Raw genomic sequence first — 13,397 nt, forward strand, 5'->3', positions numbered from 1 at the left:
ACAAAACTTGTCTCAGTCTCTTCTAGTATCTCTAAAACGAATCGCAATCATTCATGATAAGTGTAGATAAAGAGCAATCTTCATCTGCTAAAAACAACTAACTTAAGCTCATTAAGTCAAACTAGTGATTCTTTAGATCGACTGTGTGAGCTATTCAAGCTTTATGGATAGAAGTACAAAGGTAGTACTTGAAAAATCACCTTAAAAAGTCCACAATAAGGAAGATAGAATTTATTGAGAAAAAGGATGATACTATTGACTGATAATCGCCCGATTGGTTTTATTGATTCAGGTGTTGGTGGATTGACGGTGGTCAAAGAAGCATTGAAACAATTACCAAATGAAAATATCTTATATGTTGGAGATACTGCCCGTTGCCCCTATGGTCCTAGACCGGCAGAACAAGTGATCGAATTTACTTGGGAAATGACGAATCATTTGGTGGAACAAAACATCAAAATGTTAGTGATTGCCTGTAATACTGCTACTGCGGTTGCTTTAGAAGAAATCAAGGCGGCACTTCCTATTCCAGTCATTGGTGTGATCTTACCTGGGACAAGAGCAGCTGTTAAACAAACAAGAAATAAACAAGTAGGGATTATCGGAACCCTCGGAACGATCAAAAGTCGTGCTTATGAAACAGCGCTGAAAACGAAGGTACCTGAACTTGCCGTGACTAGTTTGGCTTGTCCAAAATTCGTTTCGGTAGTGGAAAGTAATGAATATCATTCGTCAGTGGCAAAAAAAATCGTTGCCCAGACACTAGCGCCATTGGTTACTAAGAAAATCGATACATTAGTATTGGGTTGTACCCATTACCCTTTGTTACGTCCGATTATCCAAAACGTTATGGGAGAAAGTGTAACATTAATCGATTCAGGTGCAGAGACTGTCGGGGAAGTTTCGATGTTGCTGGACTATTTTGAAATCAGCAATTCAGTCAATGAGGGGCGGACGTTATGCCAATTCTATACGACTGGTTCAGCTAAGCTTTTTAAAGAGATTGCACAAGATTGGTTGATGCTCGATCAGTTGAATGTTGAGCATATTGAATTAGGAGGAAAATAACAGATGCGTCACGATGGAAGACAACCTCAGCAGTTAAGAAAAATAAAGATTGAAACAAATGTTTTTAAACATCCAGAAGGTTCTGTTATGATTCACTTTGGTGATACGATCGTCAATTGTTCTGCTACGATTGAAGAAAACGTTCCGCCATTTTTAAGAGAAACAGGAACTGGTTGGGTAACAGCAGAATATAGCATGTTGCCACGTGCGACTCATACTAGAAATCGAAGAGAAAGCAGCAAAGGAAAACTTTCAGGACGCACAATGGAAATCCAACGGTTGATTGGTCGTTCGTTAAGAGCGGTCGTTGATCTGAAAAAGTTAGGCGAACGTAGTATTATCATTGATTGCGATGTTTTGCAAGCAGATGGTGGGACAAGAACGGCTAGCATCACAGGAGCTTTTATTGCGTTAAAATTAGCAGTCGAAAAGTTACTTCAAACAAAAGTTTTACGTGAAGATCCAGTTATTGAACATTTAGCTGCTATCAGTGTTGGGATTTTACCCGATCAGACATGTGTGGCAGATTTAGATTATGAAGAAGATGCTGCAGCGTTAGTCGATATGAATCTAGTCATGACTGAATCTGGCAAATTTGTCGAGATTCAAGGAACTGGGGAAGAAGCAACCTTTGATGGAGAACAATTAAACGATCTGCTCTTTTATGGAAAAACGGCGATTGAGCAATTGATTCTTGAACAAAAAAATGTCTTGTTCGAGCAACGAGCAGAAAGAGAGGACGATTTGAAGACGATCGTTATTGCTACCAAAAATGCTGGGAAAGCAGAAGAATTTAAAGCGATGTTTGGCAAAGCTGGTTATGAAGTCAAAACATTGTTTGACTATCCTGAATTACCTGATGTAGAAGAAACTGGTTCAACGTTTGAGGAAAATGCTCGTCTGAAGGCGGAAACGATTGCTTATTTGTTGAATCAACCTGTATTAGCTGATGACTCTGGTTTGAAAGTAGATGCTTTAGGTGGCATGCCAGGAATCTACTCTGCACGATTTGCCGGTGAACACAAAAGTGATGCAGGAAACAATGCGAAATTACTTTATGAGATGACGGAGATTCCTGATGAGAAAAGAACGGCGCAATTTCATTGCACCTTGGTTTTTGCTGCACCGGATAAAGAAAGTCTAGTGGTGGAAGCGCAATGGCCAGGAAAAGTAGGAAGAATCCCAAGAGGAGACAACGGCTTTGGGTATGATCCACTATTTATTCCTGACGGTTCAACTGAAACTGCAGCCGAAATGTCAAGTGAAGAAAAAAACCAAGTCAGCCACCGGGCACAAGCAATGAAAAAATTGAGCCAAGTATGGCAAAACTGGTTGGAAGGTGAAAACAAATGAACTATTTAGTTGTCAGTGATAACCATGGTGATCGGGAAATCTTAGCTGATCTAGTTGCACGTTATCAAACGAAAGTGGATTTCTTCTTTCACTGTGGCGATTCAGAATTATCGCCAGAAGATCAATTGTGGACGCACTTCCATGTAGTCAAGGGAAATTGTGATTTCGGACCGGGATTTGTTGAAAAAGAGTGGGTTGATACTGGGAAAGATAAAATATTTATCACTCATGGACATTTGGCAAATGTTCGTTTTGGTCTTACTCAATTAGCGCTTGAAGCGCAAGCCAACCAAGCAACGATGGTCTTTTTTGGTCATACGCATCAAATTGGTTGTGAGGTAGTAGAAGGGGTCTTGTATTTGAATCCTGGAAGCATTTCGCAACCACGAGGACCGATCCAAATCCCTTCTTATGCCTTGATTGAACACAGTGGAGAACAAGTCAATGTTCAATATTATAATCGAGCGCATCAACCTGTCGAGGAACTGGCTTTCACTTTTTCCTTGTAAGCAAAAAATCTCTAATTTTTACTAAAATCTCGATTTTTTATATGAATTTTGCATCCGTTTTCGGTAAAATAATTATGTTGAAATGAAATTGAAATGGAGGCCCTCCAATGATTGGACCGATTGTAAGAGAGTTATTGCTACAAAATCGAGAGACTTTTTTGATCTCGGCTGAAAATGTAGCGAACGTCATGTATCAACATCCATTATCACATGGTTTGCTTGTTTTATCGAAAGTAGGTTATACGAAGATCCCTGTACTAGGAAAAGATGACCGTTTTGTGGGATTAGTTAGCTTATCTGATGTCGTCAATAAAATGATCGATCTACAAACGATCAGTATGGACCCATTAGAAGGACTAACCGTTGCAGATGTAATGGAAACGAATGTTGCAACGATCGATGAAAATTGGGAACTAGAAGAAGTTCTCCATTTATTAGTTGATTCACCTTTTCTACCGGTTGTTACAGAAGACAAAGTTTTTAAAGGGATCATTACTCGAAAAGAACTACTAAAGGCAGTCAACTATATGGTGCATGAATTGGAACGACGAAACATTGTTTCGCCTAAAGTCGAAGAATTAAAAGAAAAGTTAGACATCGTTAGTTAACGATTAAAGCAAAAAAGATTGAGACTGATTACACTTATTTCTCCATTAAGGTCATTTAATGGAAAGCGTAAGGAATCGTCTCAATCTTTTTTATTTCAAGCCGATCGGGCTGTTAGGAATGGTAAATCCTGCTGTTGTCAATTCTTTTACATAAGAACTCAAAAATTCTTCTTTCAAAACAAATTGTTTCCCATTCAAGGCATAACAAATGGTTCGAATCGCAAAATTACTGTTCCCTAAATCGACTAATCCAAAAATTGTTGGTTCAGTTTGTAAGTCGTCTTGGTATTTTTCAGCTAATCGTTGATTTACACGATCGATGATTTCGTAGATAGAATCATAGCCTTCTTCCGGCACGATGCGAATATCAAGTAGAACTTGCATATTCGCTCTGGATAGGTTGCTGATAGTCGTGATGTTTCGATTGGGAATAAAGTGGACCGTACCGTCTACGGCTTTTAACTGTAACGTCCGAATACCGACAGAAGCCACTGTTCCTTCAATTGACAGATTCGCTAATTTTACATAATCTCCGACATCCATTTGTTGTTCCATAATAATGAAAAAGCCAGTAATCACATCACTCATAAAGCCTTGTGCGCCCAATCCAATTGCTACCCCAGCGATTCCCGCTCCTGCCAACAATGAACCAATCGGAACACCAATGACGGATAAAATCGCATAAATAAAGAAAAAACCCATCGTGTATTGGAAAATCGTATTTAACAGACTGTGTAACGTTTTTAAACGACTTTCATTCAAAACCGATTTCTTAGAATATTGTTTAAAAGATTTATCAATTAAATATTTTCCGACACGGTTGAGTATGGCAAATAAAAGAATTAAAAAAACTAAATAAAGTCCTTTTTGGATAAAGGTTGCAAAAATTGCATCCCAATCGATCGTATTCCAGAAACGTTGGAAAGCATTCACTTGGTGGACTGCTTGGTCAGTTAATGTTTCACCTGTGGAAGTGGTTGCTGTTGTCGCTAGTTGTAAAAACATAAGATCCCCTTTTCTAAAATATATACTCACTACTGTATTGTAACAAGAACGAGGGAAAAAGAAAATCAGCAAAACTGTTTCAAATTTCAGAAATTTTCCAAAAAATAAAATGACAAACCTCAAGGATAGTGCTAAAATATTCACAAAACAAAGATAGGTGGAATGAATATGCAATTGGATTGGAATAATTTAGGTTTCTCATATATCAAAACTCCTTGGCGTTACGTTGCAAAGTGGAAAGATGGTCAATGGGAAAAAGGAGAATTGACGGAAGACAACTATTTAACAATCCATGAAGGTTCTCCAGCGCTTCATTATGGACAACAATGCTTTGAAGGATTAAAAGCTTACCGAAGAAAAGATGGCAAGATCAATCTTTTTCGGCCAGATCAAAACAGTCGTCGTTTGAATCAAAGTGCTAGACGGTTATTGATGCCGATGGTACCAGAAAAAATGTTCATTGAAGCTGTGAAAGACGTAGTCAAAGCGAACGAAGCATTTGTACCACCTTATGGAACAGGCGCAACATTATACTTACGTCCTTTTCTGATTGGTGTCGGTGAAAACATTGGTGTGCACCCAGCGCCAGAGTACTTATTTGTCGTTTTCTGTACACCAGTTGGTGCTTACTTTAAAGGTGGTTTGAAACCAACGAACTTTATCGTATCAGAGTACGACCGGGCAGCACCTAATGGAACAGGGGCAGCAAAAGTAGGAGGGAACTATGCAGCTAGTCTGTTGCCAGGTACACAAGCGAAGGAATTAGATTATTCAGACTGCGTGTATTTAGATCCTGCTACTCACACGAAAATTGAAGAAGTCGGTGCAGCGAATTTCTTTGGTATTACTAAAGATGGGCAATTTATCACACCGCAATCGCCATCGATTTTACCAAGTATCACGAAATATTCACTCTTACAATTGGCTGAAGAGCGTTTAGGCTTAACTGCTGTCGAAGGGGATATCTTTATTGATCAATTAGACCAATTTGCCGAAGCAGGAGCGTGTGGCACAGCAGCGGTCATCTCACCGATCGGAGGGATCTATTATCAAAATAACTTACATGTTTTCCATAGCGAAACAGAAGTTGGTCCTGTAACTAAACGATTGTATGATGAATTGACAGGGATCCAGTTTGGCGATGTAGAAGCGCCTGAGGGTTGGATCGAACTAGTCGAATAAACAACAGTATAATCTAATAAAAAAGAGATGCTACGATTTCTAGGACAGATAAAGACGATCTGTCCTAGTTTTTTTATAAAATTAGTTCTACAAGCTTTCTTGCCACATACTACTTTAGAAGAGTTTATCCATCACCAAATAGAAAATACAATTTCACTCATATTAAAATATAAACTATTTATATTTTAACAATCAAATGGCTTGTAATCTGTCACAATAATCTAGATAGGCATATTTCATGCGTATCATTGTCTGGGTCTCATATTTTTTTAGGGATCAATCAAAATACGACGACCTACTATTGATAAGCCTATCAATAGTAGGTCGTCGTTTAAAGTTTATTTGAAACCGGTGAGTTCGTTAGTGTTAAACGAATTTTTCCGTTATCTTACTTAAATAAAAAGCGATTCGTGTTGTTTTAAATGGGATGACTAAAGTAAATAGGGTTCTCTTAAGATAAGTGGACGCCTTTATCTACATAAACGATGTCGCCAATCATTCCGCTTGATAATGGGCTAATTAAAAAGGCACAGGCATTCCCGACTTCTTCGATCGTCACACCTTGTTGATCTGGTGTACGTGATTCAGATAATTGGATCAATTTTTGGTAATCTTTCACGCCAGTAACCGCTAATGTTTTGATCGCCCCAGCTGAAATACCGTTGACACGAATGCCTTTAGGAGATAGTTCTGCAGCTAAGTAACGGATGGCTGCTTCTAAAGATGCTTTTGCGATTCCCATCATGTTGTAGTTAGGAATAGCGCGTTCTGATCCTAAATAAGACATGCTTACAATTCCGCTGTTATGTGCTAGATACTTTTGTGCATATTTTGTTACAGCGATTAATGAATAGCTACTGATATCTTGCGCTAATTGATAGCCGTCACGTGAGATATCGGATACGTTTCCTGATAATTCTTCTTTGTTTGCGTATGCGATCGCGTGTACTAGGCCGTGGATTTCTCCAGCATATTCGCCGATTGCATCCATTGCTTTTTCAATACTTTCATCACTTGATACATCACATTCCACCGTAAAGGCATCTTCGCCGACTAATTTAAGCAATGATTTTTTCATGCGTTCATTTTGATAAGTGTAGATGATCTCAGCACCTTGTTTCATCATTGCTTCGGCACAACCCCAAGCAATACTTCGCTTATTTGCGACGCCCATAATGACGATTTTCTTTCCTTCTAAAAAAGACATATTGACACTCCTTTGATCTTAAAAAGATTTAATAGGTTGTATAATAAACAATAATTGCAAAATAATAACCTCTTGATTTTCTATTATTAGTCAAAATGCTTTGATTGTCAAACTATTTTTTTTAATAATAAAAAAAGATTGCTAAAAATTTAAGAATATGATACTTTGATAATCAAAGTAATAATCAAGGCAATTAGCCAAAAGAAGGAGTATATTATGTCTTACGTATTATCAGCTACTGAAGTAATGGACTTGATTCCCAATCGTTATCCAATATGCTATATCGATTATGTCGATACCTTAGAACCAGGAAAGAAAATCGTCGCAACGAAAAATGTAACGATCAATGAAGATTTCTTCCAAGGACACTTTCCTGATAATCCAGTAATGCCTGGTGCATTGATTCTAGAAACCTTAGCGCAAGCTGGATCGATTCTGATTTTAAAATCAGAAGAATTTTTAGGCAAAAGAGCGTATATCGGTGGGATTAACAAAGCGAAATTTCGCCAGAAAGTGGTTCCTGGTGACGTGATGAAATGTCATTTTGAAATCACAAAAATGAAGGGTGCAGTAGGGACCGCTTTATCTGCGGCTTATGTCGAGGATAAAAAAGTTTGTGAGTGTGAGTTTACTTTTATTGTGAACAAAGATGCTTAATTGGGTAAAGCGGCTTTTTTTATAAAAGCAGAATTTACAAGGACCCAGTTATCAGTAAAAGCCGAAGAACAGCGAAGGGCAATGGAGTACCTTTCGTTATTCTTCGGCTTTTACTTAATGATTCGTCTTATGATTCTTTCGCTTCTTGTAAGATATTGATTTTTTCAATTTTAACCGCTTCTTTTGGTTTATCTGAGGCATCTGTTTCAACCTCTGCGATTTTATCTACAACGTCCATTCCCTCGATGACTTGTCCAAAGACCGTATATTCACCATCTAAACTAGGATAGCCACCATTTTTATACGCATTGATGATTGCTTGAGGGTAATCATCTTTTAATAGTCCGTCATGCATATCATCTGAGTTTTGGACGATAAAGAATTGGCTCCCATTACTGTTAGGATCTTGGGCACGTGCCATGGATAAAGCTCCGCGGATGTTGTAAAGCTGGTTAGATATTTCAGTTTCAAATCCTTTGCCCCAAATACTTTCACCGCCAGTACCATCCCCTTTAGGATCGCCTCCTTGGATCATGAAATCTTTGATCACTCGGTGGAAAGTCAAGCCATCGTAATAGCCATCTTTAGCATGTGTCATAAAATTCTCAACTGCTTTAGGGGCCAATTCAGGGAATAATTTCATTTTGATTGTCCCTTTTGATGTGACCATCTCAACCAGATCTTCATTGGCAGCGACCTCATTGCTCAATTGAGGAAGAGGGAGTGCGTTTAAATCGACACTTTCTTTTGTACTGCTTTCCGTTGTTTTTTCTGTTGAACTTGTTGTTTCAGAAGTGTTTGTTTTTGGTTCACTTTGATTACACCCTGCTGCAAATAGTAGGGTTGCAACCAATCCCATACTTAAAAGAAGTTTTTTTGTTTTCATTTTTGGTTCCTTTCAAAGATAATCAGTTTGTTATCTATAATGATAACAAATAATGTTCAATTTACCTATTCTTTTTCTCATAATTTCTTCGTTTATGATCACTTTTCTCAAAGGTGTAGACCATTTAAAGCGCTTTTGTTATAATGTAAGTGGATACAAAAAAGATTTTGGGAGGATTCAACTGATGGGAAAATTAGGTATTTCGATTTATCCGGAACGTTCAACGTTCAAAAAGGACAAAGCATATTTGGATTTAGCACATAAATATGGATTCAAACGTGTATTTACTAGCTTATTACAAATAGAAGATGACAAAGAGAAGGTTTTAGCTGATTTTTCTAAAGTTGTGGAATATGCGAACCAATTAGGAATGGAAGTTATGGTAGATATCAATCCAGCATTATTTGAACAATTAGGGATATCCTACGATGATCTTTCCTTTTTCCATAAGATGGGAGCGTACGGCATCCGTTTAGATATCGGGTTTACGGGAGCTGAAGAAGCAAAAATGACACGTAATCCATACGGTATTAAGATTGAGATCAATATGAGTTCTGGAACTAGTTATGTTGACAACATCATGAGTTATTCTCCGAATACTAATAATTTGTTAGGGTCTCATAATTTTTACCCTCATCGCTATTCTGGTTTGAGTTATGATCATTTTGTGTATTGCTCAGAAAAATTTAGAAATTATAATTTGAATACAATGGCATTCGTCAATTCTCAAACCGCTGATTTCGGACCATGGCCAACGCAAGACGGGTTGTGTTCGCTTGAAGATCATCGAAACTTAGAGATTTCTACACAAGTCAAGCACTTGATGCTTACGGGTTTGATCGATGATATTTCTATCGGTAATGCTTATGCAAGCGAGGAAGAACTAAAAGCGATGGCAGAAGCATTTAATGCAGATTATCCAACATTGAAAGTAGATGTTGAAGAAGATATCACCGAAGATGAACGGATTTGTTTGTTTGATAATCTCCACAGCTATCGTGGTGATCGTTCAGAATATATCCTTCGATCAACAATGACACGGATCTACTATAAAGATAAACCATTCCCACCACATAATACCCGGGACATGTCTCGCGGGGATGTCTTGATTGATAATGTGGGGTATGACCAATACAAAGGTGAAACTCAAATTGCGCTAAAAGAGATGAAAAATGACGGTCGTGTGAATGTAGTCGGACGTATTTCAGAAGATGAATTGTTCTTATTAGACTTCTTAAAACCGTGGTCAAGTTTTAAAATGATCGAAAATAAAAAATAATGGTTCCTAACTTTTAAATTTTTTGTTTAAAAGCTAAGAACATCGGGTAAACTTCAAAGCCGGTGAATTCTACTGGTTTTGAAGTTTTTTTGTAAAAATGATTGAAAAATTGATTAGTCTAAATAATTTGTCAAGATGTTATGTCTCTGAGATAACAAGACTGATCTTGATAGATTAGTTGTGTGAAGATGTTTTTTTTACAACCATTTATAATGAAATTTGAAGAGAAATGGGTGATGTGGAGCTTTATATTTACTCTTGGAAGGATTGCATCGAATAACTTCTTTGTTTATACTTAATCAAGAATTAGTATTAATAATGGAATAAGGAAGGAAAGCGATGAAACTTTTGACAAAAATAGTAATCGGAATTGCTATTGTCGTGATAGTGGTTCTATTATTTGCAGGCAACTATTTTTATAATTATGCAGTTGTCCCATCAGAAAAGGATTTTTTAGAAAACGATACGCCGGGAACTTCTCAAACAACAAAAGAAAACGAGGCGACAAAGTGGTTCAATCAGAAAGAGAATCGCACTTACTGGCATCTAACATCAACAGATCATTTGAAATTGTCTGCGATCTATCTGCCAGCAGAAAAGAAAAGTGATAAAACAGTTATTGTTGCCCATGGTTATATGGGGAATGCAGAAACAATGGCAAATTATGCAAAAATGTTTCATGATTTAGGCTACAATGTGTTAGTTCCAGATGCTCGAGGCCACGGGCGTAGTGAAGGGGATTATATCGGATTCGGTTGGCCAGAGCGAAAAGATTACGTCCAATGGATCGATAAAATCTTAGCTGAAACAGGGCAGTCGCAACAAATCGTGCTTTATGGAGTAAGTATGGGTGCTGCAACTGTGATGATGACGAGCGGTGAGAAGCTACCAAATAACGTGAAAGCGATCATCGAAGACTGTGGGTATTCGTCAGTTGATGAAGAACTTGCATATCAACTAAAAGATATGTTCAACTTACCTTCTTTTCCATTGATCCAAGTGACTAGCTTGATTACAAAAATTCGAGCAGGGTATTTTTTTGGGGAAGCAAGTGCCGTTGATCAATTAACTAAAAATACGAAACCAATGTTATTTATCCATGGTGATGCGGATACATTCGTTCCCTATAATATGTTAGCAAAAGTATATGCTGCAACTAAGGGACCAAAAGAAAAATACGTGGTCAAGGGAGCCGAACACGCAAAAGCGTATCAGGCAGACCCAGAAAAGTATCAGCAAACCGTCAAAGAGTTTTTAGCAAAATATGTCCAATGAGTTGTTTGCTAATAGCTAATACAAAAATAATTTTAGGATTCTAATAGAGAGAACTCATTCTTTTTATTTACCGGCAGTCATCCGTTCACAATAGAAATATGGGTGACTGCTTACATATATAGTTGAGAATTTTACATAAATCAGACAAAAAAACGAACGAAAATCAAGAATAGGCAAAGAGGAACCTTTCTGTCATTATCGAAAAATACATTGTGAAGAATGAAAATAGAGAAAATGAATTTAGGAGCCTTTTTGACATAAAAACGAATATAAAATCGTTTCATGAAAAAAAGCGAATCAACCGCACAAAACGATTTTTATTATAAAAAATGATCTCAAGAAAGGGAGCGAAAAAATGCCACTGGCAAATAAACTAGAACTAGAACAAGCTTTGCGCGCACGATTATTAGTCAATTCAATATCCTCTAAAGATACTAAACATTCAATTGTGAACCGCACAAAAAGTTTGTTCAAAAAAAAACCTTCGATTGAAGTAAATAAGCAAGACAAATTTGGGAATTTCAAAATGTATGAACAATTTTTTGATCTTCCAGTTGGAGATATTCGGCATATTCCTGATTTGAATGAGACGAAAGAGATGTTTAAAGAGAATTTGAAAATTTGGGGTCATATGATCAACGTGAGTGCCGATCCTAACATAACAAGTTTAGTTGAAGAAAAAGGTCAGTTTACAATGTACGATTCATTCGAACGGAGTAGCGATGCTATCCAAGATACACAAAAAATAGAACAGGAACTTTTACACTTAAGTGGAGATGAAGCTCGTTTTCTCGTATTACCACTCCTAAGTGGGAGACCGTTACATAAAGAGGAAAAAGAGTTGATTAAAGACACCACTGAAAATGAGCCTATATATACTAGTTTAACAGGAGCAATTATCCAAAATCAAAAAAATAAATATCTCGTTACATTGGTGGCTTCGAATGAACAAGAGCTCACGATTCGCAAATACGCAGTCGATCAAGACAAAACCAAAGAGTTAGCCAATCTATTGGGCACGCCTTTACACTCTAGCCATGTGAATGAGACTACACTAGTGGATAAATTTGAGAATCTTAGGAATAAACAAGAAATAAAAGAAACGGCAAAGAATATATCACATTCAAAAAAATTTCATTTCTTACTTCCGCAACTATATTACACTGTTGACTACATTTTTTATGGGAATGCTATTGATCAAATTCATGAGGATGTTCAAAAGAACGGTCAAATACAAGATCAGAAGGGGAAGGCAATTGATGAACAAACGAAGCCCCCAATGGATTACTTCAATCTTACACTAGCAACTCAACAAAATAATCATAAACGTTTGATGAATGAATTTCATTACGCAGCACTTAAGAGGATGAACCAATTACAATATTCGGAAAATCTTCTTCATTCGATGATTATTGTACATAATAAAACTGAACAAGTGGAAAATATGGATAAGAATTGGAAAACAAAAATTGAAGATACAATACTCACAACTTCTCAACAAAGAAAATCGCCGTATAGACAAGATTCAGTAGAAGTAAAAGACAGAGGGATTTACCTAGCTGAGCTGCGGGAACCAAAAGAAATATTTGAGAAAGCAGAAGAACAATTAAAACAGTCAAGAGGGATTGTTCTGCCAAATGAAGTGGCAGCAATTAGCCGTTCACTTCAATATAGTAAGTATTATCAGTTAGAAAAAAATTCGATTGTACAAGAACTCTCTCGATTAATGCCAGGCGATCCAACTTCTTTTCTAGTTACTTCTCATGATATTCAGATCAAGTTGAAGGACAAGGGTCCTCATGAAAAACAGAATCTTGGTTGTGTGATACGGAAAAATACTTTCGGGAACTTTATCGTTTCAGTGGTTGATCCCACAGGTTACTATCAAAAAAGAACGCAAGTAAATGGTCTGTTACCTTGTGTACATGAATTTGAAATTTCTAAATCTAACCTATCAGAACTAGCACAAGCACTCAATAAGAGCAACGATAAGAACAAAAGTGACTTTATCCTTCAAAGGGATTTATCTTTAATTAGCAATGGAGGAAAAGTTACAGATTATATCATTGATCAAAGTGCTTATTTAAAATCAAAACAGGGATTTCATCATTTTTCTGCCGCAGTAGATTTTGCTATTTTTTCAAGTACAATGCAGTTAGGGCGTTATGTTTATATTAATGATCTTGAGAAATTGAGTGGAAAAAATACAGAGTTAGCGAATAATTTAGGAGAAGAAAGAGCATTGAAAATAGCTTATCCAGAACACTTTGCTCAAAAGAAAGTGAAAAAAACACGAGCTAGTAATTCGCAATTAAGGGACGTTTATAAAAATTCTATCTTTGATCAAGAGAGATGACAAGGTTTACCA

12 protein-coding genes are annotated in these 13,397 nt (G+C 37.0%); 9 read left to right on the plus strand and 3 right to left on the minus strand.

All coding sequences use genetic code 11. From position 1 onward, the window contains the following. Positions 1–246 precede the first annotated feature (246 nt). The 4 genes from racE (at position 247) to cbpB (ending at position 3,538) form a co-directional block, all read left to right on the plus strand. Positions 247–1,068: a glutamate racemase gene (racE, locus tag IGJ18_RS06405; RefSeq protein ID WP_010737494.1), complete on the plus strand. Its 822-nt coding sequence runs from the start codon at positions 247–249 to the stop codon at positions 1,066–1,068. A 3-nt stretch (positions 1,069–1,071) separates the two neighbouring features. After that, positions 1,072–2,421: a ribonuclease PH gene (gene rph / locus IGJ18_RS06410; protein ID WP_438843039.1), complete on the plus strand. Its 1,350-nt coding sequence runs from the start codon at positions 1,072–1,074 to the stop codon at positions 2,419–2,421. Next, complete coding sequence (locus IGJ18_RS06415; RefSeq protein WP_010719280.1) at positions 2,418–2,930, plus strand: metallophosphoesterase; 513 nt, start codon at positions 2,418–2,420, stop codon at positions 2,928–2,930. Before rph ends, IGJ18_RS06415 begins: the two co-directional genes overlap by 4 nt. A gap of 107 nt (positions 2,931–3,037) precedes the next feature. Continuing rightward, the gene (cbpB, locus tag IGJ18_RS06420; RefSeq protein ID WP_010719279.1) at positions 3,038–3,538 is read left to right on the plus strand and encodes a cyclic-di-AMP-binding protein CbpB; all 501 of its coding nucleotides are present in this window, start codon (positions 3,038–3,040) and stop codon (positions 3,536–3,538) included. Positions 3,539–3,628: 90 nt separating this feature from the next. On the opposite strand, the gene IGJ18_RS06425 is transcribed toward cbpB, so the two are convergent. After that, entirely contained in the window at positions 3,629–4,543 is a 915-nt protein-coding gene (locus IGJ18_RS06425; RefSeq protein ID WP_438843040.1) for a mechanosensitive ion channel family protein, read from the minus strand. Positions 4,544–4,711: 168 nt separating this feature from the next. Between IGJ18_RS06425 and IGJ18_RS06430 the strand changes: the two genes are divergently transcribed. Beyond that, positions 4,712–5,725 (plus strand): branched-chain amino acid aminotransferase, encoded by a 1,014-nt coding sequence (locus IGJ18_RS06430; RefSeq protein ID WP_438843041.1) that lies wholly within the window; start codon positions 4,712–4,714, stop codon positions 5,723–5,725. Between the two features lie 451 nt (positions 5,726–6,176). Here IGJ18_RS06430 and fabI read toward each other — a convergent pair whose 3' ends face one another. Then, entirely contained in the window at positions 6,177–6,932 is a 756-nt protein-coding gene (fabI, locus tag IGJ18_RS06435; RefSeq protein ID WP_010719275.1) for an enoyl-ACP reductase FabI, read from the minus strand. A 216-nt stretch (positions 6,933–7,148) separates the two neighbouring features. On the opposite strand from fabI, the gene fabZ reads away from it, so the two are divergent. Next, positions 7,149–7,589, plus strand: coding sequence for a 3-hydroxyacyl-ACP dehydratase FabZ (fabZ, locus tag IGJ18_RS06440; protein ID WP_010719274.1), 441 nt, complete (start codon positions 7,149–7,151; stop codon positions 7,587–7,589). 127 nt (positions 7,590–7,716) lie between these two features. Here fabZ and IGJ18_RS06445 read toward each other — a convergent pair whose 3' ends face one another. Continuing rightward, the gene (locus IGJ18_RS06445; protein WP_010719273.1) at positions 7,717–8,475 is read right to left on the minus strand and encodes a peptidylprolyl isomerase; all 759 of its coding nucleotides are present in this window, start codon (positions 8,473–8,475) and stop codon (positions 7,717–7,719) included. Positions 8,476–8,659: 184 nt separating this feature from the next. Here IGJ18_RS06445 and IGJ18_RS06450 point away from each other — a divergent pair, with 184 nt between their 5' ends. The 3 genes from IGJ18_RS06450 to IGJ18_RS06460 all read left to right on the plus strand — a co-directional run bounded on the left by IGJ18_RS06450 (position 8,660) and on the right by IGJ18_RS06460 (position 13,385). Then, a complete protein-coding gene (locus IGJ18_RS06450) occupies positions 8,660–9,754 on the plus strand; it encodes a DUF871 domain-containing protein (protein ID WP_010719272.1) in 1,095 nt (364 codons plus the stop codon). 339 nt (positions 9,755–10,093) lie between these two features. Beyond that, positions 10,094–11,029, plus strand: a complete 936-nt coding sequence (locus IGJ18_RS06455; RefSeq protein WP_053766076.1) for an alpha/beta hydrolase — start codon at positions 10,094–10,096, stop codon at positions 11,027–11,029. A 355-nt stretch (positions 11,030–11,384) separates the two neighbouring features. Further along, positions 11,385–13,385: a hypothetical protein gene (locus tag IGJ18_RS06460; RefSeq protein WP_438843042.1), complete on the plus strand. Its 2,001-nt coding sequence runs from the start codon at positions 11,385–11,387 to the stop codon at positions 13,383–13,385. Positions 13,386–13,397 lie beyond the last annotated feature (12 nt).

The sequence above is a fragment of the Enterococcus sp. AZ078 genome, assembly GCF_051714985.1.
In the GTDB taxonomy this organism is placed as follows: domain Bacteria; phylum Bacillota; class Bacilli; order Lactobacillales; family Enterococcaceae; genus Enterococcus_B; species Enterococcus_B hirae.